Genomic DNA, 25,443 nt, shown 5'->3' on the forward strand with positions numbered 1-25,443 from the left:
CCGTCCCCAACCGGCCGTCCGCGCCGCCGCCGTACGCCCTCAAGGGCCGGACCCCGCCGCTTCCCGCGCGCCGGAGCCCGGCCCTTCCCACGCGTCCGCGACTCCCCACCCCTGGGCACCCGCACAACCCGAAGGCCCCCCGACTGGGACCACGCACCCACCACCCCGATAACCCTGTACCGGCCTGCGGCGCCCGTGCTGTCGTGAGCTCCCCTTCCCCCGAACACCCGTGCCCGCGCGGCACGGGTCCGAGGAGCCGCGATGCCTGGAAGCCCACCGGACGACGAGCCCGCGCTGCACGTCGAGGATCTCGACGTCACCTACGGCCGCGCCCTGTCCGCACTCCGCTCGGTCTCCCTGACCGTCCCGCACGGCGGCGTCGTCGCGCTGCTGGGCGCCAACGGCGCCGGAAAGACCACCCTGCTGCGGGCGGTCTCCGGCACCCTGCGCCTGCACCGAGGGACGATCACCGCGGGCCGGATCCGCTACGGCGACACCGCACTCGACGGCCGTGATCCCGTCGCCGCCGTCCGCGCCGGAGTGGTGCAGGTCCCCGAGGGCAGGCGGGTGTTCGCCGGTCTGACGGTCGACGAGAACCTGCGCACCGGCGGACTCGGCCTCGGCCGCCGCAGCCCCGCCCTGGTCCGCGAGTCCCGCGACCGCGTCTTCGCGCTCTTCCCCCGGCTCGCCGAGCGCACCGGCCAGGCCGCCGGACTGCTCTCCGGCGGTGAACAGCAGATGCTCGCCATCGGCCGCGCCCTGATGGCCGCCCCGCGCCTGCTCCTGCTGGACGAGCCGTCCCTCGGCCTCGCCCCGCTGATGGTGAACCGGATCGCCGACGTGATCCGCGAGATAAACGCCCAGGGCACCGCCGTGCTGCTGGTCGAGCAGAACGCCGGCATGGCCCTCTCGCTCGCCCGCCACGCGTACGTCCTGGAGGTCGGCGAGGTCCGCCTGTCCGGCCCGGCCGGCGAACTGGCCCGCACGGACGCCGTACGCCGCCTCTACCTCGGAGAGGCCGACGACGACAGCGACCACGGCGGCAACCACGGCGGCGACCCCGGCGGCAACCCCGCCGGTGACCACGGCACCGACCACCACAGCGCGTCCGCACACGGTCAGGGGGCCGCGTGAGCGACCGCACCACACCGCCCCCCGAGCTGGCCGTCCGGGACGTCACCGTCCGGTTCGCCGGTCTCACCGCGCTCGACGCCGTCTCCTTCACCGTCGCCCCCGGCTCGGTGCACGCGGTGATCGGACCCAACGGGGCGGGCAAGTCCACCTGCTTCAACGTGCTGTCCGGCCTCACCCGCCCCGCGTCCGGCACCGTCCGGCTCGGCAGCACCGAACTGACCCGGCTGGCCCCGCACCGCATCGCCCGCCTCGGCGTGGCCCGCACCTTCCAGAACATCGTCACCACCGAGGGCACCGTCGCCGACAACCTGATGCTCGGCCGTCACGCCCTCACCCGCGCGGGCTTCGCCGCCAGCGCCCTGCGCCTGCCCGGCGCCGTACGCGAGCAGCGCGCCCACCGCGACCGGGCCCGCGAGATCGCCGAACTCACCGGCCTGGGCGGCCTGTTCGACACCCCCGTCGCGGTCCTGTCCTACGGCGACCGCAAGCGCGTCGAGTTCGCCCGCGCCCTGTGCCTGGAGCCGCGCGTGCTGCTCCTCGACGAACCCGTGGCCGGCATGAACGGCGCCGAACGCGCCCGCACCGCCGAGGTCATCCACGACGTTCGCGAGCGACTGGGCCTGTCCGTCGTCCTCGTGGAGCACGACATGGGCCTGGTCATGCGCCTCGCCGACGAGGTCACCGTCCTCGACTTCGGCCGCGCCATCGCCCACGGCACCCCCGAGGAGGTCCGGCGCGACCCCGAGGTGCTGCGCGCCTACCTCGGCACCGACGACACGGGGGAGGACGCGGCATGACCGGCTTCCTGGACCACCTGCTCAACGGCCTCGCGCTCGGCGCGGTCTACGCCCTTGTCGCCCTCGGCTTCGTCGTCATCTTCAAAGCCTCCGGGGTGCTCAACTTCGCCCACGGCTCCCTGCTGCTCCTCGGCGGCTACCTCACCGCCGTCCTCCACGACGACCTCGGCTTCGCCGGCGCCCTCGCCGCCGCCCTCCTGGTCACGGCACTCGTGGCCGGTGCCATGGACCGGCTGCTGCTGCGCGGTGGCGACCGCGACCCCAAGGCCGCGCACGTGCAGACGATCGTGACCATCGGCGTCGACATCGTCCTCGTCACCGACCTCGCCCGGCGCATCGGCGGCGACCTGCTCACCCTCGGCGACCCCTGGGGGGACGCGGTCACCGAGATCGGTCCGGTGACCGTCGTCGACAGCCGCCTCGCCGCGATCGCCGTGTCCGCCGTCGTCATCGGCGGAGTGTTCGCCCTCTTCCGGTACACCGCGTGGGGCCTGTCCCTGCGCGCCGCCTCGGAGGACCTGGAAGCGGCGGCCCTGATGGGCGTACGCCTCACCCGCGTGCGCATGCTCGCCTGGTGCCTCGCGGGGGCGCTCGCCGCGCTCGCCGCCGTGTTCCTCGCCGCGTTCCCCGCCCCCGGCCTGGAACGCACCACCGGGCAGATCGCCCTGAAGGCCTTCCCCGCCGCGATCCTCGGCGGCATGGCCTCCCCGCCCGGCGCCCTCGCCGGCAGCCTGCTCATCGGCCTGACCGAGGCCCTGGTCGCCGGCTACCAGTCCGAACTGCACGTCCTCGGCGAGGGCTTCGGCGACGTCGCCCCCTACGCCGTGATGGTGCTCGTCCTCCTCGTACGTCCCACCGGGCTGTTCGGCGGGAAGGGAGCGGTCCGTGTCTGACCTCCTCAAACGCGGCGGGTTCCTGCTGCCCGCGCTGCTCCTCGCTGCCCTGCCCTTCTACCTGGACGCCTTCTGGCTGCGCGTCGGCCTGTTCGCCATGGCCGCGGCCATCGGCGCCGTCGGCCTCGGGCTGCTCGCGGGCACGGCCGGGCAGCTCTCCCTCGGCCACGCCTTCTTCCTGGCCGTCGGCGCCTACGGCTACGCCTGGCTGGCCGGCGAACCCGGCCCCGGCCTGCCGCCCGCGCTCGCCCTGGCCGTCGCCGTCCTCCTGGCCGGCGCCGCGGGCGGCCTGTTCAGCCCCGTCGCCGGCCGCGTCAAGGGCATCTACCTGGGCGTCGCCACCCTCGCCCTGGTCTTCCTCGGCCACCACGTCCTGCTCACCGCGGACTCCGTCACCGGCGGCTTCAACGGCCGCTCGGTCCCGCCGCTCACCCTCGGTGGCTTCACCTTCGCCGACACCGACCCCGAACTCGTCGTGCTCGGCGTGCCGTTCGGCGCCGAGGAACGCCTGTGGTACCTCGGGCTCGCCCTGTTCGCGCTGACCTGGTTCACCGCCCGCGGCATCCTGCGCGGACGCCCCGGCCGTGCCCTGGTCGCCGTCCGCGACAGCGAGACCGCCGCCGCCGTCATGGGCGTCGACGTGGCCCGCTACCGCTCGGCCGCCTTCGTCGTCTCCTCGATGTACGCGGGCCTCGCCGGAGCGCTGCTGGCCCTCGGCTTCCGCCGGATCGTCCCCGACTACTTCGGGCTCGCCCTCTCCGTCGACTACCTCGCCATGATCGTCATCGGCGGGCTCGGCTCGGTCGCCGGAGCCACCGCAGGCGCCGTCTTCGTCACCGCGCTGCCGCTGCTGATGACCCGGTACGCCGACCATCTGCCGCTGGTGGCCGCCCCCGGCAGCACCGAGGGAGCCGTCGGCCCCACCGAGGCCGCCCGCTACCTCTACGGCGCCGCCATCGTCCTCATCCTCCTGTACGCCCCCGACGGCCTGCACGGACTCGCCCGCCGGCTGCGTGCCCGCGCCGCAGCCCGCCGCACGAAAGCAGATCCCGCGACCACCCCGTCCGCCGCACCCGCACGACCCAAGGAGCAGACCCCGTGAACACCTCCCGCACCACGACGAAGACTCTCCTCGCCTCGGCCCTCGCGGCCCTGCTGATCGCGGGCACCGGGTGCAGCTCCAAGGCCGACGGCGACAAGCCCGGCGACTCCGCCGACGGCGTGAGGACCGGACCCGGCGTCACCGACGACCGCATCCGGCTGGGCGCCCTGACCGACCTCACCGGCCCTTACGCCACCCTCGGCAAGAGCATCGTCCAGGCCCAGCAGATGTGGGCCGACGAGACCAACGCCGCCGGCGGCATCTGCGGACGCAAGATCGAGATCGTCGTCGAGGACCACGGCTACGACGTGCAGAAGGCCGTCACCGCCTACGCCGACCTCTCCGCCGACGTCGTCGCCCTGCCCCAGGTCATCGGCTCCCCGGTGGTCGCCGCCCTCATCGACGACATCGAGCGCGACAACCTGCTGACCTTCCCGCAGGCCTGGGCCGCCTCCCTGCTCGGCAAGGACCCGGTCCAGGTCCTCGGCACCACCTACGACGTCGACATGATCGCCGCCGTCGACTTCCTCACCCGCACCAAGGGCCTGAAGAAGGGCGACACCATCGGCCACGTCTACTTCGAGGGCGACTACGGCGCCAACGCCCTGGAAGGCTCCACCTGGGCCGCGAAGCGCGCGGGACTGAAGGTCGTCGACCAGAAGATCAAGGCCACCGACACCGACCTGTCCGCGCAGGTCTCCGCCCTGCGCGAGGCCGGCGTCAAGGCCGTTCTGATCAGCGCGGGCCCCGCCCAGACGGCCTCCCTCGCCGGGGTCGCCGCCTCGCGCGGCCTGCGAGTCCCCATCGTCAGCAGCGCCCCCGGCTTCGCCCCGCAGCTGATGAAGACCCCGGCGGCGAAGGCCCTGGAAGCCATGCTGAACGTCGTCAGCGCGGCCCCGGCGGTCAGTTCGGAGCTGCCCGGCGTGCAGAAGATGGTGTCCGCGTACGAGAAGAAGTACCCGGGCTCCCCGGTCGACTCCGGTGTGCTCTCCGGCTACAACGCCGCCCAACTCCTCGGCGCCGACCTGAAGAAGGCCTGCGAGGCGGGCAGCCTGGCCCGCGAGGACGTGGTGAAGACGCACCGCGCCCAGAAGAACGCCGACACCGGCCTCGGCACCCCGCAGGACTTCTCCGACGTCGACCGCCCGGCCAGTGTGGAGACGTACGTCCTCAAGCCGGACGCCAAGGCCGTCGGCGGCCTGGTGATCGCGGAGGACGCGCACGCGGCGCCCGGCGTCGAGGAGTACCTGAACTCATAAGCCCCTCAAGGCCCTTGGGAAGGTGATCCGCACCGGATCACCTTCCGGCTGTTTGCGTCTCGCACTGGCATCCGTGACCCACCGATCCCTAGGATGTACAGCCTGTCGGGCCAGGTGGCATGAAGCTGGGGGACCCATGAGCAACGGTAAGCAGCTGTCCAAGGAGATCGACGCGAACGTCCCGACGGCTGCCCGGATGTACGACTACTACCTCGGCGGCAAGGACAACTACGCGGCGGACCGCGAGGCGTGCGAGCAGCTGGACAAGGTGGTCCCGAGCACCCGCCGGCTCGCGCAGAACAACCGGCGCTTCCTCCAGCGCGTGGTGCGCACGCTCACCGCCGAGCACGGCATCCGGCAGTTCCTCGACCACGGTTCCGGCCTGCCGACCCAGGACAACGTCCACCAGGTCGCCCAGCGCCACGACCCCAGCGCTCACGTCGTCTACGTCGACAACGACCCGATGGTCCTCGTCCATGGCCGCGCACTGCTGGAACAGGACGAGCGCACCGCCGTCATCCACGCCGACATGCGCCAGACCGAGGCGATCTTCGAACACCCCGACACCCAGCGTCTGATCGACTTCGACCAGCCGGTCGCGGTGCTGTTCAACTCGGTCTTCCACTGCATCCCGGACAGCGACACCGACGGCCCGCTCGCCGTCGTCCACCGCGTCCTCGACCGCCTCGCGCCCGGCAGCTACCTGGTGATGTGCCAGCTCGTCAGCGACGACCCCGAAGTCCGCGACTTCGTGACGAACTTCATGGACGAGGCGACCCAGGGACACTGGGGCCGGGTCCGGGAGCAGAAGGACGTCGCCGAGTGGTTCGAGGGCCTGGAGATCCTGCCACCGGGCCTCGTCGAAGTGTCGAACTGGCGCCCCGACTCGGAGGTGACACCCCGTCAGCTCACTTACGAGTGGATCGAGTTCGGCGGCGTCGCCCGCAAGCCGTAGCCACCCGGACAGCACCCGCCGTACGGCGGGGAAGGGACCGCCCGGACACGCGTCGGTCCGGGCGCAGTCACGACAACGGACGGTGCGCGGCGGTCACTCGGCCGGGTAGCGCTCCTCCATCGTCTCGCGTATCAGCGCCAGCGATTCGCGCGGCGTGAGCGCCTCGTCGGCCAGCCGGTCCATCGCCACCCGGTACTGCTCCGTATCGTCCGGGTCCTCGAGGAAGTTGGCGCTGCCGATGTGCTCCAGATAGACGACGTCCGGCAGATCGAGACCGCCGAAGCGGAGATACGTCACCGGGATGGCGGGCGCCGACGCGTTCGTCACGTTCAACGGGACCACCTGCACGGTCACGTGCGGACGCTGCGCCATCTCGATCAGATGCGTCAGCTGCTCCCGCATGACCGCCGGACTGCCGAGGATCCGCAGCAGCACCGACTCGTCGACGATCGCCCACAGCTGCGGCGCGTCCGGCCGCTGCAGCAACTGCGCCCGCCGGGTGCGCAGTTCCACCCGCCGGCGGACCTCGTTCTCCGGTGCGACCGGGAGTCCGCGGCGGACCACCGCGTGCGTGTACGCGGGAGTCTGGAGCAGGCCGGGCACATACTGGATCTCGAACGTACGGATCGCGGCCGCCGCCTCCTGGAGCCCGACCAGCCGGTCGAACCACTCGGGCATCAGCCGCTTGTCGTACCGCTGCCACCAGCCCGGCTCACCGGCCCTGCGGAGCAGTTCGAGCAGGACGGTGGCCTCGTGCTCGTCGGCCTCGTACAGCTTCAGCAGTGCGCGCACGTCCGCCTCGGCGGGTGGCTTGCGGCCCTTGCCCGCCTCGATCCGTGACAGCTTCGCGGGGCTGAACCCCAGGGCGCGCGCCGCCTGGTCCTGGGCCAGTCCGGCATCCTCGCGCAGACCCGCCAGCTGGACGCCGACGAGCATCTTCAGCAGGGTCGGCGCTGGTTCGGCCCGGTCCAGATAGGGCCGAAGGCGCACCACACGTGGTGACTCGGCGGACATCCCGACTCCCGGCAGACAGGCAGAAGAGGAGAACAGCGTAGCGCAGCCGCACCCCTTCGTACCCGATGTGCCGGGAGATCAAAGGGAGTTGACCTGGCACCGCCGCGCGCCGCCGCCGCGGGCAGGTGGCCGGGCGTGGGCGCGGGATAGGACGTGAGCGTGGACGTGTGCTCCGCACGCCGGTCAGACCAGGTGGTCGAACTCCCCGTCCTTCGCCCCGGCGAGGAAGGCCGCCACCTCGGCCGGCGTGTAGACGAGCGCGGGGCCGTCGGGGTCGCGGGAGTTGCGCAGCGCGATCGCCCCGTCCGGCAGCGGGGCCACTTCCACGCAGTTGCCCTCGGCGTTGCTGTGCCGGCTCTTGACCCAGCGCGCGTCGAGCGTGCTGGCCCGCACTCCGTTCGGTACAGGTGACATCTGCCTCTCCTTGGGGGTCCGTGGTGCCGGTGGGCTCGCAGTGGTGTCTGCCCGCGGCTCGACTGTCTACCCGGAAAAGCGCGCAATTTCTCGTGCAATTGCACGCGAGCGTCTCCGGCGTGGATAATAGACCCCGCGTCAACCCATGGGGAGACGCGCCGCCATGACGTCGCATCAGGGAGATGCCGTGCCGTCACCCGTGCATCACACCTCTCGGCCCTTCGACGCGGTGGCGCCGGAGCCGGCCGGAGGAGGCGCGGCCCGGCCCGTGTCCGCCGCGCTGCGCATCATGACCAGCGAGGAGGGCGTGGCACAGGCGCGGGCGTTCACCCAGGACACGCTGCGGGAGTGGTCGCTGGACCACCGCGGCGACGACGCCGCCCTCGTGGTCACCGAACTCGCCGCCAACGCCGTCGTCCACGCGGTGCCGCAGGCTCCGGCGGACGACCCGGAGGTCTGGCTCGGCCTGAGCCGCGGCGGCGACCACCTGACGCTCACCGTCTCCGACCCCGGCGACACCCCGCCGGTGTACGCGCCCCACGGCACTTCCACCCTGGAAGAGCACGGCCGCGGCCTGTTCATCGTCGACGCCCTGTCCGAGGAGTGGGGCTGGACCCCGTGTCCCCCGGTGGGCAAGACCGTGTGGGCCAGGCTGTCGACCACGTGTCCGTTACTGCCATGACCCCTGCGGAAAGGCCCCACGCCATGCGCACCGCTTCGACGGGACAGCCCGGCACCGAGCGCACCGACCACCAGCCGTACCTGGGGGCGCTCGACGAGGTGCCGTGGCACGAGATCCAGGACTCCACCGGCTGCGCCGACGCCATCCCCGGACTGCTCGAGGACATCGCGCACGGCAGCGCCGACACCGCCACGGCCGCTCTGCGCGAACTGCGCAAGCGCATCTGCCAGTACGGCTTCGTGGTCGAGCAGGCGACGGCCGCCACCGTCCCCTTCCTCTGGGAGCTGGCCCAGTCACCGCAGGTCGCCTGCCGCCCCCAGATCATCCGGCTGCTCGCCAGCATCGCCGAGGCCCGGCAGTGGGAGCACACCGCCAGCGCCTACCCCAAGCTCCTCAACCACCGGGAGAATCCCGTGGCATGGGAGCGCGCCGCCCGCCAGGCCGTCCACGCCCGGCGCGGCGCCGTCCGCTCCCTGCTGAAGGAGCAGGACACCGAGATCGCCCGCGCGGGCACGGAACTCGCCCGCACCCTGGGCGTCTGAACCCACCGGAACACTGCCGCGCCTGACGCGGCCCGACGCGTCATGCCCGGTCCCGCGCCGAACGCGGCCCGATGTCTGACCCGCTCCCGCCCCGGCCCGGTCCCGCCCCGGCCCGGTCTCGCGTCGGCCGGTCTCACGCCCGAGGCGGTAGGCCCCGGCCTGACCCCGCGCGGGAGGCGGTTTGGCCCCGGCACGGTGTCGGGCTCGACGCGGCCTGGTCCCGGTCTCACGCCCATTCGGTCCACCGTCACAGACAGTTTCGGCCCGGCCTGACCCTGCGGGAGGCCGTTCGACCCCAAACCCGGTCCCGCCCGGCCTGGTCCCGCGCAAGACGTGGCCTGCCCCGGCACGGTCTTGGCCCCGACGTGGCAAGGCCCCGGCCCGCTCTGGCGCCCCCTCGGTCCCGCGTCCGAGGCAATTTCGGTTCCGGGCTCGTCCCGCGCCGGAGACCGGTCCGGCCTCTGGCCCGGTCTCACACCCGACGCGGCCTGGCCCGGCCCGCGCCCGTCGGACCTCGCCCGCCCGGCCTCGCGCTCGCCCGGCCTCGCGCTCGCCCGGCCTCGCGCTCGCCCGGCCTCGCGCTCGCCCGCCCCGCGCCCGCCGGACCTCGCCCCCGCCCGTTCCAGCGCCCCCGCACCCCGCGGCGGAGCCGCCCCGCCATCCCGGTCTCACGCTGCGGACACTCCGGCCCGACCGCCCCACGGTGGTGTACCCCTGGCCGAACACGGGGACGAGAAAGCGCTTTCGCGGAAAGTGTCTCGTCCCCGGGGTCACCGGACTTACCCAGGTCACCGGAGAGGATCACCGCCGATGGCGTCGCCGCCCGAGAAACCGCTCGATCACCGCTACCAGGGCGAGCATCCGATACGCACCCTCGCCTACCTGTTCCGCGCCGACCGCCGGCGTCTCGCCGCCGCGGTCGGCGTCTTCACGTTCAAGCACAGCCCCATCTGGCTGCTGCCGCTGATCACCGCGTCCATCATCGACACCGTCGTCCAGCACCGGCCCGTCGCCGAACTCTTCGCCAGCACCGGGATCATCCTCTTCATCCTGCTGGTCAACTACCCCCTGCACGTCCTTTACGTCCGCCTCCTCTACGGCAGCGTCCGCCGCATGGGCACCGGCCTGCGCTCCGCGCTGTGCACCCGCATGCAGCAGCTGTCGATCGGCTACCACTCCCGGGTCAGCGCCGGCGTCCTCCAGGCCAAGGTGGTCCGCGACGTCGAGACCGTCGAGCAGATGGTCCAGCAGACGGCCGAGCAGGGACTCGGCGCCACCACCGTGCTCATCGGCGGTCTGGTCATCATCGCCGTCCGCACCCCCGAGTTCCTCCCCGTCTTCCTGGTCGTCGTGCCCGCCGCCGCCCTCCTCGTCGCCCGGCTGCGGTCCCGGCTGCGCACCCACAACGAGCACTTCCGGCACGAGGTGGAGGCCCTGTCCTCCCGGGTGACCGAGATGACCCGTCTGATCCCGGTCACCCGCGCCCACGGCCTGGAGGGCAAGGCGCTGCGCCGCATGGACCGCACCCTGCGCCGGCTGCTCGCCTCCGGGATGCGCCTCGACCTGGTCAACGGCCGATTCGGCTCGCTGGCCTGGGTGGTGCTCAACGTCGTCGGCGTCCTCGTCCTGGCCGGCGCCGCGCTGATCTCGTACTACGGCGTGTGGGGCGTCACCCCCGGCGACGTCGTCATGCTCAGCGCGTTCCTGACCACCCTCACCAACTCCGTCACCACGCTGGCCGGCCTGACCCCGGTCATCTCCAAGGGCCTGGAGTCGGTCCGCTCGGTCGGCGAGGTGCTCCAGGCGCCGGAACTGGAGGACAACGAGGGCAAGGCCGAGGTCACCGCCGTACACGGCGCCGTCACCTTCGAACACGTCGGCTACGCCTACGACGGCGGGCGGGCCGCCGTCCGCGACTTCACCCTCGACGTCACCCCCGGCGAGACCATCGCCCTGGTCGGCGCGTCCGGCGCCGGCAAGTCCACCGTCCTCAACCTGGTCATCGGCTTCATCCGCCCCACCCGGGGCCGGCTGCTGCTCGACGGCACCGACATGGCCGGCCTCGACCTGCGCACCTACCGCCGGTTCGTCTCCGTGGTGCCCCAGGAGTCGATCCTCTTCGACGGCACGGTCCGCGAGAACGTCGCCTACGGCATGGACGACGCCGACGAGGAGGCCGTCCGCGCCGCGCTGCGGGACGCGAACGCGCTGGAGTTCGTCGACCGGCTGCCGCAGGGCCTCGACACCCTGGTCGGGGAGCACGGCGCCCGGCTGTCCGGTGGGCAGCGGCAGCGGCTCGCCATCGCCCGCGCCCTCATCCGGGACCCCAGGGTGCTGGTGCTCGACGAGGCCACCTCCGCCCTCGACACCCGCTCCGAGGCACTGGTCCAGCAGGCGCTCGCCCGGCTGCTGCGCGGCCGGACCACCTTCGTCGTCGCCCACCGGCTGTCCACGGTGCGCGGCGCGGACCGGATCGTGGTCATGGGCGACGGCCGGATCCAGGAGGTCGGCACCCACGAGGAACTGCTCCGCCGGGGCGGCGCCTACGCGGCGCTGCACCAGGGCCAAGCAGCGTGAACGGATTTCGGATACGCCCCGGCGCACGCCCCGCGCGCCGTGGGCGTTAAGCAACGGTATTGCGTCAAATGTGAACGGCACGCCGCGGAGGTGATTGGTCCGGCACCGTCCGGGCATACGCAGCGAAAAACCGAGAGAGGGGCGCCCCGTGCTTGTACCGGACCCGAAGGTCGTCAGAAAGCTCCTGACCCGGTACGCGACCCTGCGGATCGCTCAGGCGGAGCGGGAGAGCGCGGCCACGGCACGCGAGTTGGACGACGTCAGTTACACGCTCTGCGTGATGATGGGCACCAGTGAGATCAACGAGGCCATCGCCAGGGCGGACGCCCTGCTGCTGACCGACGGCCGGGCGGCGGACCCGGACGAGGACAGCGACAGCGGCCTGTCGGTGGCGGTCTGACCCGCCGTACCACGAGTCCGCCGCGCACCCCACGACGCCGGCACCGCGGTCACGGGACCGCGGTGCCGGCGTCGCAGCTCCGCCGCGGCAGCCCCGCGGCGGGCCGGGCCAGCCACTCGGCGATCGCCCGGGCGATCGGCTGACCCGTGTCCACCTCCACGAACCCGAACTGACCGGACTGGTTGCACTCCAGGAACCACCAGGTCCCGTCGCCGTCCTCCACGAAGTCGAAGGCGCCGTACGCCAGCTCCGCCCCGCGCAGATAGGCGCGCACCCCCTCCGCTATCCGCGGCGGCACCTCGGCCGCGGCCCAGGGCAGGACGGGCGTGGCGAAGCGGACGTCGACCTCGTCGGGGTCGGCGTCGGGCGGGGTCTCCTTGCGGGCCGCCAGCAGCCGGTCGCCGACGGCCGTGAGCCGGATGTCCGCCCGCTTGGCGATCCGCCGCTGGAGCAGCGTCGGCCCGAACGCGACCGCGGCGAAGTCGGTGCCGGGCGGCACCCGGCTGGTCGGCACGGCCTGCGGCGGCTCCTGCGGATGCGCGCCCGAGACCGGCTTGACCACCAGATCCGGGAAACGCTCGGCGAAGTCCCGCGCGGCCTGCGGCAAGGTCGTGATCAGTGTGGCCGGCACCGGAAGCCCGCTGCACTGGGCGAGACGCAGCTGCCACGGCTTGTGACGGGCCCGGCGAGCGGCGTCGGGATGGTTCATCCAGCGGGCTCCGGTGGAGCGCAGCATGCCGTACAGCGCCTGCGACGACTCCTCGGTCAGCCAGGCGGAGGGCGCCGCCGCGCGAGCGGCCGGGGCGCCCGGGCGGCGCACCCACACGGACCGTAGCCCCTCCAGACCCACCAGCCGCCCCGCGGACCACAGATGGCCCCGGAAGGAGCCGTGCACATACTCGCCCGAGAGCGAGACCCCGCCCGTCAGATCGGCGGGGTCCAGCCGGACCACCGGCACTCCGGACGCGTTCAGGTGCACGACCACCATGTCCGCGGTCACGTCCTGGTCGCTGGTCAGGATCAGTACGGTCATCGTCGACGGTCCGTGGTCAGTCGTCGAAGTGGGTCTTCGAGCCCGCCGTGGACGTCGTGGTCCCCAGCTCCCGGAGCAGAGCGTGATCGGTCGCGGCGATCCGGCCGTCGAAGAGCACGTTCAACTGCCGTCCGGGGTCGTAGGCGTAGGGGGTGGCGACGTCCAACTCCGCCGTCGGGCGTGCGTAGTTGAGCGCGAACGGTTGCATCGTCTCTCCCTCGTCGGTGCTGCCCCGGTGAAGCCGTCGGCACGCCGCTTCCTGACTTCGCCACGGGATCTCCAGGGCTTTCATGGACTTATACGAATCGAACGCCTGGTTGGTTTCCTTACGCTCCGTAATTTTTTTCTGCGTACAGGGCGCCCTGAACCTGAGACGGTTCAGGGCGCCCGGCGGTTGAGTCCGGCGAGATTACGGAGAGGCGACCGGTGTGAGATCCGGCGAGTGCGGGGAGCGTAGGGACACTGCGGGGTGGGTCGTCCACTCCTCCAATTCCCTGATACGGCCGCGGTATTGCCTCACATGTACCGACCTGGCGCACGGAGGGAGCCGGGCGCGGCAGTAGCGGCGCCCGGAGCGACCGCCTGACCGGCCGGCAGCCACGGCACGGCGCGGGCCGGGCGGCCCCTTGAGTAGGTTTCTTCTCGCACCTTGCTCGGCTGTGCGCCCTGGCGGGGGCGAGGCGGCCGAGCCGCCGGCTCAAGGCGTTCCGGCGTCCGGGGACTCGGGGGAGTGCGCCTGGGGCACCGCCGGCTCGGGGACGCCCGGTGCGGGGGCGCCCGGAGCCGGGGTGGCGGTGGCCGGCTGTTCGGCGGCAGGCTCGCGGCGGGACTTGCCGGCCTTGAAGCGCTCCAGCGTGCGGGTCAGCTGCTGAAGAGGGGAGGCGGGGCGGCTGTCCTGGGCCCGGGCGGGCGCCGGAAGGGCCGGGGCGGGCAGGCCCGCGGACTCACGGTACGCGGCCAGCGCCTCGTTGGCCCGCTCGGCGGCCTCCCGGTACAGGTCGCGGGACCGGGTCATGGCCTCCAGCGCCTCGGCGTACATCGCCACCAGCGCGCGCTGGCGCTCCAGCTCCTCCTCCAGCGTCAGCAGGTGCCAGTCCTCGCGCAGCGCCGTGATCACCTCGTCGGCGCCCTTCGGCAGCGGCCTCGGCGTGCGGGCGAACCGGTTGACCGCGCCGATCAGCTCGGTGGGCCGGGAGCCGTCGAGGAAGACGGTGCGCACGGAGAACCCGCCCGAGTCGTAGCCCTCCGGCGCCGGGACGCCCGGCAGCACCACGGCGCCGCCGCGCGGCAGCTCCACACCGAACTCCCGCAGCGCCCAGTTCACGGCGCGCAGCTGGTGCGGGGCGGCGCGGTGCTCCACCACGCGGTGGCGCAGACCGGGCGGCAGCAGCGGGGCGAGCGGGCGGCGGCCGCGCTCGTCGGGGGTCATGGCCTCGTGGACGACGATGTGAACGGCCCACGTGTCGGGCGCGGCGTCCCGCAGCACGCGCCGCAGCTCCTTGTCGTCGGCGGGCAGCGGGTTGATGTCCCGCAGGCGCAGGTCCGACCCGCTGAGCCGGTCCCACTCCGTCTCCGTGCCCTCGGCTCCGTCGGCCTCCTCGGGCCAGAACATGGTCGCGGGCGACGGCCACTCCGGGTCCCAGACCGCCTCGGCCTCGGCGGCCAGCACCCACTCCCGCCCGCCGTCGGACGGCGCCGCGAGCGTCAGCCGCGCCCGCACGGTGATGTCCCCGGCGACCGCCCAGCGTGCCTCGAACACCTTGTCCGGGTGGTCCTCGGGCTGCGGCGGCTCCATGTGGTCGTGGATCACCCCGCGCGCCTTGAGGTCGCGCAGACGCCGCCGCAGGACGTCCTCGGCGACGGCACCGACATGGCGGCCGCGAGCCAGCCACACCGTGGGGGGAGTCATGGGGTGGGCGGTGGTGGAGGTCGGCATGAGTCCATCTGTGAGCGGGGGCGTCGTGCTGTCTGCCAGTATCGGTGCCCCACCCGCATGACGATCAACCGGGGTGCCCCTCTCCGCTCCCTCCGCGAATCCGTACGCCCCCCTCCGGGAGACAGGCGCATGCGGAGGGGCCCGGTGGACGACCACCGGGCCCCTCCGCCGGCCTACGGGCCCTTCACCGGCCTACGGCCCCTTCGTCGCCGTACGGCGCCTTCACCGCCGTACGGCACGACGATGCCGGGTACGTGCGCTTACGCACCGCTCGCCTTGAGCATGTCCTCACGCTCGACGATCTTCACGCGCTCGCGGCCCTGCGGCTCGCCCAGCGCCTTCTCCGCGGCGTCCAGCTTGTACCAGCCCTCCCAGGTGGTGAAGCGGATGTTCCGCTCCGCCAGGAAGGCGTCGACGGCCTCGGGCGCGGGCGCCTGCGGGGTCTGGAGACGGCCGTTCGCGAAGTCGTCCAGCAGGTTGGCGACGGTCTCGTTGGCGTCACCCTTGGTGTGGCCGATGAGACCCACCGGGCCGCGCCGGATCCAGCCGGTGACGTACACCGACTGCAGGTGGCCGCCACCCTCCTCGATGACCCGGCCGCCCTCGTCGGGCACGGTGCCCGAGTCGATGTCCCAGGGCAGCTTCGGCAGCTTGTCGGAGAGGTAGCCGACCGCGCGGTAGACGGCGGAGACGTCCCAGTCGGTGAACTCGCCCGTGCCCTTGACGTTGCCGGTGCCGTCCAGCTCGGTGCGCTCGGTGCGCAGGCCCACGACCTTGCCGTCCTCGCCCAGGATCTCCACCGGCGACTCGAAGAAGTGCAGGAAGAGCTTGTGCGGGCGGTCGCCGACGTCGCGGATCGCCCAGTTCTCCAGCGTCTTGGCGACCATGTCGGCCTGCTTGTTGCCGCGCCGGGTCTCGATCGAGCCCTCGTCGTAGTCGATGTCCTCGGGGTCGACGATGACCTCGATGTTGGGGGAGTGGTCCAGCTCGCGCAGCTCCATGGGGCTGAACTTGGCCTGCGCCGGGCCACGGCGGCCGAACACGTGGACCTCGACGGCCTTGTTGGCCTTCAGGCCCTCGTAGACGTTCGGCGGGATCTCGGTCGGCAGCAGCTCGTCCGCCGTCTTGGCGAGGATGCGCGCGATGTCGAGGGCGACGTTGCCGACGCCGAGGACGGCGACCTTCTCCGCCTCCAGCGGCCAGGTGCGCGGCACGTCCGGGTGGCCGTCGTACCAGGAGACGAAGTCGGCGGCGCCGTAGGAGCCGTCGAGGTCGATGCCGGGGATCGGCAGGTCCCGGTCGGCCATCGCGCCGGTGGAGAAGATCACCGCGTCGTAGAACGACCGCAGGTCGTCCAGGCTGATGTCGGTGCCGTAGTCGACGTTGCCGAAGAGGCGGATCTGCGGCTTGTCGAGCACCTGGTGCAGGGCGGTGATGATGCCCTTGATCCGGGGGTGGTCCGGAGCGACGCCGTAGCGGATCAGGCCGAACGGTGCCGGCATCCGCTCGAAGAGGTCGATGGACACGCCGGGTTCGGCGGCCACGTCGGACTTGAGCAGGGCGTCGGCGGCGTAGATCCCGGCCGGGCCGGCACCGACGATGGCTACCCGCAGAGGGCGGGGCATGATCAGGTTCCCTTCGAGCGATGACAAGCGACTCGCGGGGAAGCCTAAGCTAAGGCATGCCTAAGTCGGTACGCGGGTCCGGTCTATGGGCTCATAAGGCTCACTTATGAGGGTGATAAGCGAGCCTTCGAAACCTTCACCGGCTGCCCATCGTCCACTCTCGAGGCGGCCTGGCATTCGGTGCAGACGCCCGTGAGTTCCACGGTGTGCTCGACCGCGGCGAACCCCGTGTCGGCCGTGACGCGTTCGGCCCACTCCTCCACGACCGCGCTGTCCAGGGGACGGCTGAAGCCGCAGTGACGGCAGATCAGATAGTGCCGGTGCCCGTCGCCGGGCCGGGGGCGGTAGAGCCGCTCACCCGCCTTGTCGCGCACCATGTCGACGCCGCCGGTGGCCGCGAAGTGACGCAGCGCGCGGTACACGGTGGTCAGGCCGATGGACACGCCGCGCGCGGTCAGCCGGGCGTGCAACTCCTGCGCGGACACGAAGCCGTGACAGTGCGTCAGGCCGTCGAGCACGGCCGCTCGCTGCCGCGTCGTACGGCCGCTCACGGCGGATCACCTCCAGTGGCGTGCGGCGCACCGTGGCGGTGCGCGAGGGGGGGGCGGGAGCAATGATCCAAGGGTAGGTGGCAATGAAAGCCATGTCCATATGAACGTGCCGTCATGTGTCCCGTGCGGCAGCCTCTAGGCTGTACGCATGCCTGCTCGTGAGCCCGTGTCGCCCGCCCTCGACGCGCATCTGCGCCCCCCGGACGGCGCGCGTCTGGCGGAGGCCACCGAGGTGTTCGCGATGCTCGCCGATCCCACCCGGCTGCATCTGCTGTGGCTGCTGGCGCAGGGGGAGTCGGACGTCGGCACGCTCACCGAGCGCTGCGCGGCCTCGCGCACGGCGGTCAGCCAGCACCTGGCCAAGCTGCGGCTCGCCGGGCTGGTCGAGTCCCGCCGGGAGGGGCGGCACATCCACTACAGCCTGCGCGACGGCCATCTGCGCCGCCTGGTCATGGAAGCCCTCAGCCACGCCGACCACCGGGTCAGCGGAAAGGCTCCGCACGACTGAAGGCGGTGCCGGTGCGATGCCGGCGTGAGCGGTGGGCCGTCCGGACCCCGCGCACGGGGCCCGGACGGCCGGTCGGTCAGAATCGGTCAGAGTGTCAGAGTCGGTCGAGGATGTCCCGCAACTGCTCGACCTCGGCGGACTGCCCGTCGACGATGTCGCCGGCCATCTTCCTGGCGCCGGGGTTCTCGCCGTTCCGCTGCTCGTCGCGGGCCATGCTGATCGCGCCGTTGTGGTGCTCGATCATCATCTCGGCGAACGCCTTGTCGAAGGCGGTGCCCTTCATGCCCTTGAGCTGTTCCATGTCCGCGGCGGACATCATGCCGTCGTCGCTGCCGTGACCGCTGCCGTGACCGCCGTGCTCCATGTCGGACCCGGACCGGGCGGCGGCCGGCTGCTTCCAGGACTCCAGCCAGCCCTTCATGGTCCGGATCTCGGGGTCCTGGGCCTGCTCGATCCGCCCGGCGAGGTCCTTGATCTCCGGGTCCGAGGCCCGGCCGTCGGCGAGTCGGGCCATCTCCAGGGCCTGCTCGTGGTGGGGGATCATCTGCTGGGCGAAGGTGACGTCCGTGTCGTTGAAGCCCTCACCGGCCGCCGCCTCGGCGGCCTCGGACGCGGTCGTGGGCGTGGAGCCGCCGGCGCCGTGGCGCATGCCGCCCGTGCCGTCCCCGCCGCAGGCGGCGAGGAGCAGGGCACCGGCGGCGACGAGGCCGGCGGACGCGGCGGTACGGCGGGCGGTTGCGGCGGTACGGCGGGCGGTTGCGGGGTGGCGGCGCAGGGCGCGCGTGAAGCCAGTCATGGTGGATCTCACCCTAAATGTCGGTTCTGTTGCTGTTTCGGTGGCCGTGGGAGGCGTACGCGAAGAGGCGGGTCCGCGTGTGCGGGCCCGCGCGCGCCTTTCGGCCTACAGCCGCAGCACCGACAACCGGGTGAGATCGGGTCCGCGAGGCGGGGGATTCGGCCGCCGGACGAAGGCGACTCGCGCGAGGAGTACGGCGAGCGATGCGTCACGCCGGGCGAACGCCGCCCTGAGCAGCACGGCCAGCGCCCACGCGCCGAACAGGACCGCCACGCACAGCGAGGTCATGTCCATGGCCATCCCCGGCTCATGCGGAGCGGACGACGGGTGGCCCGAGGGGCCGGACATCCAGTGATCGGCCACCGCGTGCCCGGACACGGGCACGTGTGACGCGGCGGCGACACCGTGCGACGCGCTGCCGGGGTGTTCGCCGCCGGAGTGCTCCCGCGGGTGCCCGAGCGTGTGCATCACGAAGACACCGACGGCCAGCACCAGCACGAGCAGCAGCTGTCCGAGGGCGCCTCCCGCCCGCACGCACCGGCTCACCCGCACGCCCGATCCCTTTCCTCACCGCGACGCGATACCCGGCCACGGTAACGGACCGAACCGCTCCGGTCCGGGAAGGGGCGGCGGACGTGCCACCCGCCCCGGCGCACGGCGACCGGCGCCAACACCCCCGGCTCAGTCGCGCCGGGCGTACACGAACAGGTGCGGTTCCGGTACGGCCTCGGGGTGGGCCGGGGTGAACAGGGACTCCTCCGCGCGCAGCACCGTCAGGCCCGCGCCGGTCGCGAGGGCGGTGAAGTCCTCGGCGGCGAAGCTGGTGACCCGCACCGGGCGGCCCATGAACACGGCGTCGACGCCCGCCACGTCCACGGGCACCGTCGCCAGCACCATGTGCCCGCCCGGCCGCAGCGCCCGCACCAGCCGCTCCAGCAGTCCGGACTGTTCGTCGCGGGTCATCTGGAGCAGGGAGAAGTAGACGCACACCGCGTCGTAGGAGCCCTCCGCGAGCGGCACCTCGCGGATGTCGGCGCATCGGAAGGCGGCATCCGGCACCTGCCGCCGCGCCAGCTCCACCATCACCGGCGAGACGTCCACGCCCAGCACCCGGTGGCCGGCCCCGGCCAGGGTCTCGGCGGTCGGCCGGCCCGTCCCGCTGCCCACGTCCAGCACGCTGCTGCCGGGCGCCAGCCGCTCCAGCAGCCAGTCGAGCGACGCGCGGTGCGCCGCTGATCCCGCGAACGCCTTCTCGTACGCCGAGCCCAGCGCGTCGAACACCGCCGCGGCGTCCGGCGCCCCGGCGGGCGGCCGGTGGTCCCCCTCGGTCACGATGCCTCCTCCGGCGTGGTCGTGGCGGGCATCCTCGCACCCCGGCAGCCGTGTGACAACGGGCGTTAGGGTTCCGCCGTGGCCACCTTGCTGATCGTCCATCACACACCGTCGCCCAACTGCCAGGCGATCCTCGAGGCCGTCGTCGCCGGGGCGACGACGCCGGAGATCGAGGACGTGCGGGTCGAGCGGCGCGCGGCGCTGTCCGCCACCGCGTCCGACGTGCTCGCCGCAGACGGCTACCTCCTGGGCACGCCCGCCAACCTCGGCTACATGTCCGGCGCGCTGAAGCACTTCTTCGACCAGGTCTACTACCCGTGCCTGGACGAGACCCGCGGCCGCCCCTTCGGCTACTGGGTGCACGGCGGCAGCGACGTCACCGGAGCCGTCCGCGGCATCGAGTCGATCACCACGGGCCTCGCCTGGCGCCGCGCCGCCGATCCCCTGACCCTCACCGGCGCACCCGGCAAGGCCGACCTGGAGGCCTGCTGGGAGCTGGGCGCGACGGTCGCGGCCGGCCTGATGCCGGGGTGACCGGCGGCCTCGCGTGCCCGTGCGGGCGTAAACCCCGTGCCCGGCGAATGTGGGCGAGGCCACGCCCGCGATGCGAGACAGGGCATGTCCCTGCCCGCGGTGTGCGGGATACCGTTTCGTCCGGTCCCTGTTCCCCCGCAGCCCGGACGGCCAGCCAGTGCTCACAGAACTCAGCCCGCTCATCGCGGCGACCGCTCAGTGGCTGACGCGCGCCTACCCCGCGTCGGGCGGTGCGCTGGCCGCCGCCCTGTGCGAGGTGCAGGCGCGGCAGGCGGTGACGGTCGCGGCCTGCCTGCGCTACCCGACGCGGACGGACGCGGCGCTGGTCGCGCTGGCCGGCCCCGGCGGCTCGGCCCGCCTGGACTGGGTCACCGGCGCGGACGCGGCGGGCGGCGCGCACACCGAGGACAGCGCGTGGCGGACCTGGGTGGACGAGGTCGTGGCCAGCTGGGCCGCCAGCCTGCTCACCGACCCCGAGCTGGCCCGGCAGGCGGTGGCCGAGCTCACCCGCGGCCCGCAGCCCCTGGGCACACCGGCCGAGTTCCGCCGCCTGACCGAGCCCGGCGTACGCGACCGTGACGCCGCGGCGCTGCTGCGCCACCCCGACCTGGTCGCCCCGGTGGCCGGACTGCATCTGGACCACCTCCTGGCCCGCCTCGGCCCCGACCAGGCGCTCATCGCCTGACACCGGACGGTGCGATCCCGCCCCGCCGACGTGCGCGAACCGGCGGGCCGGACGCCAGGGGTGCGGCGTGCTCAGGGCGCCGCGACGAGCGGCGGCTCGCCCCAGTCGGCGGCCAGCGCCCGCCGTACGGCGTCGACGTGATCAGCTCCACCCCGCCGAGGGAGGCGGCGAGCGCGGGCCAGGTCGTGGTGGGGCTCGCCGCGTCCGAGCCGTGGCTGATCGAGCTGCCGTGGTGCAGCCAAATCCGGCGGCCCGGGTCCCTCGGCACGGGTTCGACCGGGGCGTCGGTGCGCAGCGCGACCAGCTCGGTCGTCTCGTTGTGCGGCAGCCGGACCACCACCACCTCCGGCCGGCCGGGCAGCCCGGCGAACCGCACGGTGCCGGCCGGCCCGCGCCGGACCTCGACGGACCCGGTGGTCATGTCGATGGTCAGCGTGTCGCCGCCGGCCACGGTGGCCCGGCCGGCCGGTGCGCCGTCCACGAGCAGGTCGTAGACGCCGTCCGGGCGCGGCGGGGCGCCCACGTGGACGCGCTTGGTGGGCACGGTGTCCAGCTCCACGGCGGTGGCGCCTTTTGCGGAACACGAGCCGTACGCCGGAGGGCTGGCACTCGGCCACGGCGAGCTGCGGGGCGGCGCACTGGGCGCGGGCCCGGGCGGGCAGCCGGTGCGGCAGCACACCGCGCGCGGTGCGCTCCAGGTCGAGGGCGCCGCGCAGGAGACCCGCGGTGACGTCCTCGGTGAGGGGAGTGGTGATCCAGTTCGTCGGCATGGTCCCGCTGCTCGCCCCGCCCTCCCGGCGGTGTCACCGGACCGGCCGGCACGCGCTTCGCGGCGATCGTACGTCAGGCCAGGCGCCGTACCGCCTGGCTGGTCAGCTCGTAGCGCGCGCCGACGATGGCGAGCCGCCCGTCCGCCACCCGCTCGGCGAGATCCGGCTCGGCCGCGAGCAGGGACCGTACCAGCCGGACGTTGGCGTCTATGGTCGCGTCGACGCGGGCGTCGCCCTCCGTGGTGCGGTCGATGGCCGGGGCTATCCGGTCGGCCAGGTACTGGATATGCGCGGGCAGCCGCCCGCCGGACGCGTCGGCCTCCACCGCGGCCCGCACGGCCCCGCACGACTGGTGGCCCAGCACCATCACCAGCGGTATGTCCAGCTCCAGCACCCCGTAGGCGATGCTGCCGAGCACCGCCTCGTCCAGCACCTCACCGGCGCTGCGCACGGTGAGCAGATCGCCGAGCCCCTGGTCGAAGACCAGCTCCGGCGGCACCCGCGAGTCGACACAGCCCAGCACGATCGCGAACGGGTGCTGGCCCGAGACCAGCTCCTGCCGCACGGCCGGGGTCTCGTCCGGGTGCCGCTCCCGGTAGGCGCGCCAGCGCGCGTTCCCGACGGCCAGTGCCCGCAGCGCCTCCGTCGCGGTGGTGGGACGCGGGCGGGCGGCGGGCGGGGCCGCGGCGGCGGGGGAGACGTCCAGGGCGAGGCCGGCGCCGGCCACGGCGGCTCCGGTGACGGCGGCTCCGGTGACGGCGGCGCGCAGCAGGGAGCGGCGCGCGGGAGCCGCCTCGGCGGCTCTGAGCGGGGTGTCGTCGAGGTTCACGGCGACGAACGTAAATCCGAAAAGCTGTCCGGTTGCCGTGCGCTGCCGCATCATGACCCGCTCATGACCCGCCATGGCCGAGCAATGGCCGGCCGTTGGGCCGCCGTTGGCGGACCCGAGGGCAGTTCTTGACGACCGGCCGGGGTCCGACGGCCGCGCGACCGGGCAGGGCCCGACGGCTGCCGGCCGGGCACGGCCGGGAGGCCGGCGATCCGACAGCGCCCGACGGCTCAGGACGAGCGGCCCGGCGGCCGTTCGCCTTCCCCTTCCGTTGCGCGTTCCCGTTCCCCTTCCCGTTCCTCGCGGGGCGTGTAGTCGTCCTCGTCCCAGGTGCGGGTCGAGCGGGGCTCGGTGTACGGCTCGGCGTCCGGCGGGTGGCCGCCGGCGATGGCCCGCTGCCGGGCGGTCTCCGCGTCGAACTCCAGACCCAGCAGGATCGCCAAATTGGTGATCCACAGCCAGACGAGGAACACGATGACGGCGGCCATGGTGCCGTACGTCTTGTTGTACGAGCCGAAGTTGGCCACGTAGAACGCGAACCCGGCGGAGGCGATCATCCAGATCACCAGGGCCAGGAAGCTGCCCGGAGTGATCCAGCGCCAGCCGCGCACCCGGGCGTTGGGACTGGCCCAGTACAGCAGCGCGATCATCAGCGTGACCAGCAGCACGAGGACGGGCCACTTGGCGATGGACCACACCGTCAGCGCCGTCTCACCGAGACCGAGTACGTCCCCCGCCCGGCGCGCGAGACCGCCGGTGAAGACCACGATCAGCGCGCTGATCACGGCCATGAGCATCAGCGCCACGGTCAGCCCCAGCCGGACCGGCAGGATGGTCCACACGGGCCGGCCCTCCGGGATGTCGTAGACCGCGTTGGCCGTGCGCATGAACGCCGCCACGTAGCCGGAGGCGGACCACACCGCCAGGACGAGACCGATGATCGCCATGAGGGACCCGGTGCCCGCGTTGCCCTGCAACTGCTCGACGGCCCGCCCGATGATGTCCCGCGCGGCGCCGGGAGCCAGCGCATCCACGTTCTGCATCAGCTTGTCCGTCGTGGATCTGCCGGAGATGCCCAGCAGCGACACCAGCACCAGCAGCGCCGGGAACAGCGACAGCACCCCGTAGTACGTCAGGGCCGCCGCGCGGTCGGTCAGCTCGTCGTCCTTGAACTCGCGGAGACTGCCCTTGAACACCGCCCGCCAGGCTCCCTTGGGCAGCCCGGTCGGAGACGCGGGTGCCGCCCGCTCCACCTCCGGCCCGGGCCCGGCCTCCTCGGGAGTCGGCCGCCGGGGCTCTTCGTCCCGCTCTTTGTGCCCGGTGCGCCCGGGGAGATGCAGCTTTGTCATGAGCCCCGAGTAACCCCCGGACCGCTCGCTCACTCACTCCCCGAAATGGATCACGCGACGTGCGAGAGGCGGGGCACCGGATGGTGTCCCGCCTCCTCTCGGCCTCCCGGCGGCGCGGCCGTCAGTCCTCGGCGACCAGCGCGGGCGTCGACCCCGTGAGGGTCCTGCCCTGGAAGAACGCCGGGCTGCGCCACCGCATCACGTACATGATCACGACGCCCAGGAGGAGCAGACCCACGCCGATGACGAACACCGAGCCCACGCCGAACACCGAGGAGCCGCTGCCGTACGCCGGGTCCCACATGTCCACCAGCGTCTTGGCGAACACCGCGCTCAGCAGGACGCCGCCGGCCAGCGGGAAGAGGCCCTTGAAGAGCAGGTCGCGGCCCGAGCGCAGCAGGTCGGCGCGGAAGTACCAGACGCAGGCGAAGGCGGTGAGGGCGTAGTAGAAGCAGATCATCAGGCCGAGCGCGTAGATCGTGTCGACCAGGACGTGCTCGCTGACCAGCGTCATTACGGTGTAGAACACGCCCGTCGCGATGCCGGCCATGACCGTGGCCCGGCCCGGGGTGCGGAACCGCTCGTGGACCTTGGAGTAGGAGGCGGGCAGCGCCTCGTACGCCGACATCGCCAGCACCGTACGGGCCACCGGGATGAAGGTGGTCTGCAGGCTCGCCGCGGCCGAGGCGAGGACGGCGACGAAGAGCGCGATGCCCAGCGCCGGGCCCATCACCGGGCCGGCCAGCGCGGCGAAGACGTTGTCGGAGGTGTCGGGGTTGGCGAGGCCCAGCCCCTTGTCGCCGGAGCCGACGATCATCTGCGCCGCGACGCCCGTGGCCAGGTAGGAGCCGACCAGCACGACCATGGCGAGCAGCGCCGCACGGCCGGGGGTCCTGGTGGAGCCGGTGGTCTCCTCGTTGGCGGTCAGACAGGCGTCCCAGCCCCAGTACATGAAGATCGACAAGGACAGACCGGCGGTGAACGCGCCGAAGGACTGCACCGCGAACGGGTTCAGCCAGGACCAGGAGAAGTCCGCGGAGGTCGGGAAGTCGGCGCTGCCGGCCTGGGCGAAGGCCAGCACCACGAAGACGGCGAGCACCACCAGCTGGAGCCCGACCAGCGCGTACTGCACGCCCTTGGTCGCGGTCATCCCCCGGTAGCTGATCACGGTCGCGACGGCGACCAGGGCCAGGCAGGTGAGGATGTGCACCGCCTTGTTCCCGTCGAGGGCCGCCACGTCCTCGCTGCCGGTGATCTCCCCGGCGAGCAGCCAGAAGTACGACGTCGCCACGCCGGCGAGGTTGGAGAGCACGATGATCGTGGCGATCACCAGGCCCCACCCGCACATCCAGCCCACCTTTGGGCCGAAGGCCTTCACCGTCCAGGTGAAGGAGGTGCCGCAGTCCGGCATCACCCGGTTCAGCTCGCGGTAGGCGAAGGCGACGAGCAGCATCGGCAGGAAGCCCGCGAGGAACACCGCCGGCATCTGCAGACCGACCTCGCCCGCGGTCGACCCGAGGGTGGAGGTCAGGCAGTACACCGGGGCCACCGTCGAGACGCCGATCACGGCGCTGCCGAGCAGCCCGACGGAGTTCCCGCTCAGCCCCTTGGCACGCATGCCGTCGGCGGGGCCTCCGTCGTCGTTTCCGGCCAGCGGCCGTACGTCCAGCTGAGTCATGAACAGGACGTTAAGTGCTGCGGTTTTCGCGGCAACGGTGTGTGACAT

At 72.8% G+C, this 25,443-nt stretch carries 26 protein-coding genes and 1 pseudogene; 13 read left to right on the forward strand and 14 right to left on the reverse strand.

What is annotated here, in order from left to right; translation table 11 throughout:
- The first annotated feature begins 261 nt into the window (after positions 1-261).
- The 6 genes from G7Z13_RS32525 to G7Z13_RS32550 all read left to right on the forward strand — a co-directional run bounded on the left by G7Z13_RS32525 (position 262) and on the right by G7Z13_RS32550 (position 6,140).
- Positions 262-1,134: an ABC transporter ATP-binding protein gene (locus tag G7Z13_RS32525; RefSeq protein WP_240926428.1), complete on the forward strand. Its 873-nt coding sequence runs from the start codon at positions 262-264 to the stop codon at positions 1,132-1,134.
- Positions 1,131-1,931: an ABC transporter ATP-binding protein gene (locus G7Z13_RS32530; protein WP_166004246.1), complete on the forward strand. Its 801-nt coding sequence runs from the start codon at positions 1,131-1,133 to the stop codon at positions 1,929-1,931. Before G7Z13_RS32525 ends, G7Z13_RS32530 begins: the two co-directional genes overlap by 4 nt.
- The gene (locus G7Z13_RS32535) at positions 1,928-2,824 is read left to right on the forward strand and encodes a branched-chain amino acid ABC transporter permease (protein WP_166004248.1); all 897 of its coding nucleotides are present in this window, start codon (positions 1,928-1,930) and stop codon (positions 2,822-2,824) included. The genes G7Z13_RS32530 and G7Z13_RS32535 overlap by 4 nt, the downstream gene beginning before the upstream one ends.
- Positions 2,817-3,926, forward strand: coding sequence for a branched-chain amino acid ABC transporter permease (locus tag G7Z13_RS32540; protein WP_166004250.1), 1,110 nt, complete (start codon positions 2,817-2,819; stop codon positions 3,924-3,926). The genes G7Z13_RS32535 and G7Z13_RS32540 overlap by 8 nt, the downstream gene beginning before the upstream one ends.
- A complete protein-coding gene (locus G7Z13_RS32545) occupies positions 3,923-5,185 on the forward strand; it encodes an ABC transporter substrate-binding protein (protein ID WP_166004251.1) in 1,263 nt (420 codons plus the stop codon). Before G7Z13_RS32540 ends, G7Z13_RS32545 begins: the two co-directional genes overlap by 4 nt.
- A 136-nt stretch (positions 5,186-5,321) precedes the next feature.
- Entirely contained in the window at positions 5,322-6,140 is an 819-nt protein-coding gene (locus G7Z13_RS32550) for an SAM-dependent methyltransferase (protein WP_166004253.1), read from the forward strand.
- A 93-nt stretch (positions 6,141-6,233) separates the two neighbouring features.
- Here the strand turns inward: G7Z13_RS32550 and G7Z13_RS32555 are convergent, their stop codons facing one another.
- Together G7Z13_RS32555 and G7Z13_RS32560 are read right to left on the reverse strand one after the other, a co-directional pair.
- Complete coding sequence (locus tag G7Z13_RS32555; RefSeq protein ID WP_166004254.1) at positions 6,234-7,154, reverse strand: helix-turn-helix transcriptional regulator; 921 nt, start codon at positions 7,152-7,154, stop codon at positions 6,234-6,236.
- Between the two features lie 183 nt (positions 7,155-7,337).
- Complete coding sequence (locus G7Z13_RS32560; RefSeq protein ID WP_166004256.1) at positions 7,338-7,568, reverse strand: DUF397 domain-containing protein; 231 nt, start codon at positions 7,566-7,568, stop codon at positions 7,338-7,340.
- Positions 7,569-7,731: 163 nt separating this feature from the next.
- Here G7Z13_RS32560 and G7Z13_RS32565 point away from each other — a divergent pair, with 163 nt between their 5' ends.
- The 4 genes from G7Z13_RS32565 to G7Z13_RS32580 all read left to right on the forward strand — a co-directional run bounded on the left by G7Z13_RS32565 (position 7,732) and on the right by G7Z13_RS32580 (position 11,769).
- Positions 7,732-8,250 carry an ATP-binding protein gene (locus G7Z13_RS32565; RefSeq protein ID WP_166004258.1) on the forward strand — a complete coding sequence of 173 codons (519 nt, stop codon included), beginning with the start codon at positions 7,732-7,734 and terminating at the stop codon, positions 8,248-8,250.
- Positions 8,251-8,273: 23 nt separating this feature from the next.
- Positions 8,274-8,792 carry a hypothetical protein gene (locus G7Z13_RS32570; RefSeq protein ID WP_166004260.1) on the forward strand — a complete coding sequence of 173 codons (519 nt, stop codon included), beginning with the start codon at positions 8,274-8,276 and terminating at the stop codon, positions 8,790-8,792.
- Positions 8,793-9,602: 810 nt separating this feature from the next.
- Positions 9,603-11,369, forward strand: coding sequence for an ABC transporter ATP-binding protein (locus G7Z13_RS32575; RefSeq protein ID WP_166004262.1), 1,767 nt, complete (start codon positions 9,603-9,605; stop codon positions 11,367-11,369).
- 148 nt (positions 11,370-11,517) lie between these two features.
- Positions 11,518-11,769, forward strand: coding sequence for a DUF5133 domain-containing protein (locus G7Z13_RS32580; protein ID WP_166004264.1), 252 nt, complete (start codon positions 11,518-11,520; stop codon positions 11,767-11,769).
- 49 nt (positions 11,770-11,818) lie between these two features.
- On the opposite strand, the gene tgmB is transcribed toward G7Z13_RS32580, so the two are convergent.
- The 5 genes from tgmB to G7Z13_RS32605 form a co-directional block, all read right to left on the reverse strand.
- Positions 11,819-12,802, reverse strand: coding sequence for an ATP-grasp ribosomal peptide maturase (tgmB, locus tag G7Z13_RS32585; RefSeq protein WP_166004265.1), 984 nt, complete (start codon positions 12,800-12,802; stop codon positions 11,819-11,821).
- 16 nt (positions 12,803-12,818) lie between these two features.
- Positions 12,819-13,010: a putative ATP-grasp-modified RiPP gene (gene tgmA, locus G7Z13_RS32590; protein WP_166004267.1), complete on the reverse strand. Its 192-nt coding sequence runs from the start codon at positions 13,008-13,010 to the stop codon at positions 12,819-12,821.
- A 489-nt stretch (positions 13,011-13,499) separates the two neighbouring features.
- Positions 13,500-14,738: a hypothetical protein gene (locus tag G7Z13_RS32595; protein WP_166004269.1), complete on the reverse strand. Its 1,239-nt coding sequence runs from the start codon at positions 14,736-14,738 to the stop codon at positions 13,500-13,502.
- A 260-nt stretch (positions 14,739-14,998) separates the two neighbouring features.
- Positions 14,999-16,363, reverse strand: coding sequence for an FAD-dependent oxidoreductase (locus G7Z13_RS32600; protein WP_166004271.1), 1,365 nt, complete (start codon positions 16,361-16,363; stop codon positions 14,999-15,001).
- 104 nt (positions 16,364-16,467) lie between these two features.
- Positions 16,468-16,914: a Fur family transcriptional regulator gene (locus G7Z13_RS32605; protein WP_166004273.1), complete on the reverse strand. Its 447-nt coding sequence runs from the start codon at positions 16,912-16,914 to the stop codon at positions 16,468-16,470.
- A gap of 148 nt (positions 16,915-17,062) precedes the next feature.
- Between G7Z13_RS32605 and G7Z13_RS32610 the strand changes: the two genes are divergently transcribed.
- Positions 17,063-17,422, forward strand: coding sequence for a metalloregulator ArsR/SmtB family transcription factor (locus G7Z13_RS32610; RefSeq protein WP_166004275.1), 360 nt, complete (start codon positions 17,063-17,065; stop codon positions 17,420-17,422).
- Between the two features lie 94 nt (positions 17,423-17,516).
- On the opposite strand, the gene G7Z13_RS32615 is transcribed toward G7Z13_RS32610, so the two are convergent.
- From G7Z13_RS32615 to G7Z13_RS32625, 3 genes are all read right to left on the reverse strand, one after another.
- On the reverse strand, positions 17,517-18,218 hold the full coding sequence (locus G7Z13_RS32615; protein WP_166004277.1) for a DUF305 domain-containing protein: 702 nt from the start codon (positions 18,216-18,218) through the stop codon (positions 17,517-17,519).
- Positions 18,219-18,323: 105 nt separating this feature from the next.
- Positions 18,324-18,770, reverse strand: a complete 447-nt coding sequence (locus G7Z13_RS32620) for a DUF6153 family protein (protein ID WP_166004279.1) — start codon at positions 18,768-18,770, stop codon at positions 18,324-18,326.
- 129 nt (positions 18,771-18,899) lie between these two features.
- Positions 18,900-19,550 carry a class I SAM-dependent methyltransferase gene (locus G7Z13_RS32625; protein WP_240926429.1) on the reverse strand — a complete coding sequence of 217 codons (651 nt, stop codon included), beginning with the start codon at positions 19,548-19,550 and terminating at the stop codon, positions 18,900-18,902.
- Between the two features lie 78 nt (positions 19,551-19,628).
- On the opposite strand from G7Z13_RS32625, the gene G7Z13_RS32630 reads away from it, so the two are divergent.
- Positions 19,629-20,084, forward strand: a complete 456-nt coding sequence (locus G7Z13_RS32630; protein ID WP_166004283.1) for an NAD(P)H-dependent oxidoreductase — start codon at positions 19,629-19,631, stop codon at positions 20,082-20,084.
- Positions 20,085-20,241: 157 nt separating this feature from the next.
- Positions 20,242-20,769 (forward strand): hypothetical protein, encoded by a 528-nt coding sequence (locus G7Z13_RS32635; protein ID WP_166004285.1) that lies wholly within the window; start codon positions 20,242-20,244, stop codon positions 20,767-20,769.
- Between the two features lie 139 nt (positions 20,770-20,908).
- Here the strand turns inward: G7Z13_RS32635 and G7Z13_RS32640 are convergent.
- From G7Z13_RS32640 to G7Z13_RS32655, 4 genes and pseudogenes are all read right to left on the reverse strand, one after another.
- Positions 20,909-21,539: pseudogene (locus G7Z13_RS32640) on the reverse strand (lipase); the annotation flags it as partial.
- A gap of 73 nt (positions 21,540-21,612) precedes the next feature.
- Positions 21,613-22,368 (reverse strand): carbonic anhydrase, encoded by a 756-nt coding sequence (locus tag G7Z13_RS32645; protein ID WP_240926430.1) that lies wholly within the window; start codon positions 22,366-22,368, stop codon positions 21,613-21,615.
- A 230-nt stretch (positions 22,369-22,598) separates the two neighbouring features.
- Positions 22,599-23,717 (reverse strand): YihY/virulence factor BrkB family protein, encoded by a 1,119-nt coding sequence (locus G7Z13_RS32650; protein ID WP_166004287.1) that lies wholly within the window; start codon positions 23,715-23,717, stop codon positions 22,599-22,601.
- A 121-nt stretch (positions 23,718-23,838) separates the two neighbouring features.
- A complete protein-coding gene (locus tag G7Z13_RS32655) occupies positions 23,839-25,395 on the reverse strand; it encodes an APC family permease (RefSeq protein WP_166004289.1) in 1,557 nt (518 codons plus the stop codon).
- Positions 25,396-25,443: the final 48 nt, after the last annotated feature.

The organism is Streptomyces sp. JB150 (genome assembly GCF_011193355.1).
Classification (GTDB): Bacteria; Actinomycetota; Actinomycetes; order Streptomycetales; family Streptomycetaceae; genus Streptomyces.

Bases quoted from the DNA above. Each gene is read 5' to 3' on its own strand.
- G7Z13_RS32615 (WP_166004277.1), bottom strand. From the start codon at position 18,218: ATGACTGGCTTCACGCGCGCCCTGCGCCGCCACCCCGCAACCGCCCGC.
- G7Z13_RS32595 (WP_166004269.1), bottom strand. From the start codon at position 14,738: ATGCCGACCTCCACCACCGCCCACCCCATGACTCCCCCCACGGTGTGG.
- G7Z13_RS32575 (WP_166004262.1), top strand. From the start codon at position 9,603: ATGGCGTCGCCGCCCGAGAAACCGCTCGATCACCGCTACCAGGGCGAG.
- G7Z13_RS32570 (WP_166004260.1), top strand. From the start codon at position 8,274: ATGCGCACCGCTTCGACGGGACAGCCCGGCACCGAGCGCACCGACCAC.
- tgmB (WP_166004265.1), bottom strand. From the start codon at position 12,802: ATGACCGTACTGATCCTGACCAGCGACCAGGACGTGACCGCGGACATG.
- G7Z13_RS32565 (WP_166004258.1), top strand. From the start codon at position 7,732: ATGACGTCGCATCAGGGAGATGCCGTGCCGTCACCCGTGCATCACACC.
- G7Z13_RS32600 (WP_166004271.1), bottom strand. From the start codon at position 16,363: ATGCCCCGCCCTCTGCGGGTAGCCATCGTCGGTGCCGGCCCGGCCGGG.
- G7Z13_RS32610 (WP_166004275.1), top strand. From the start codon at position 17,063: ATGCCTGCTCGTGAGCCCGTGTCGCCCGCCCTCGACGCGCATCTGCGC.
- G7Z13_RS32650 (WP_166004287.1), bottom strand. From the start codon at position 23,717: ATGACAAAGCTGCATCTCCCCGGGCGCACCGGGCACAAAGAGCGGGAC.
- G7Z13_RS32555 (WP_166004254.1), bottom strand. From the start codon at position 7,154: ATGTCCGCCGAGTCACCACGTGTGGTGCGCCTTCGGCCCTATCTGGAC.
- G7Z13_RS32655 (WP_166004289.1), bottom strand. From the start codon at position 25,395: ATGACTCAGCTGGACGTACGGCCGCTGGCCGGAAACGACGACGGAGGC.
- G7Z13_RS32560 (WP_166004256.1), bottom strand. From the start codon at position 7,568: ATGTCACCTGTACCGAACGGAGTGCGGGCCAGCACGCTCGACGCGCGC.
- G7Z13_RS32550 (WP_166004253.1), top strand. From the start codon at position 5,322: ATGAGCAACGGTAAGCAGCTGTCCAAGGAGATCGACGCGAACGTCCCG.
- tgmA (WP_166004267.1), bottom strand. From the start codon at position 13,010: ATGCAACCGTTCGCGCTCAACTACGCACGCCCGACGGCGGAGTTGGAC.
- G7Z13_RS32525 (WP_240926428.1), top strand. From the start codon at position 262: ATGCCTGGAAGCCCACCGGACGACGAGCCCGCGCTGCACGTCGAGGAT.
- G7Z13_RS32535 (WP_166004248.1), top strand. From the start codon at position 1,928: ATGACCGGCTTCCTGGACCACCTGCTCAACGGCCTCGCGCTCGGCGCG.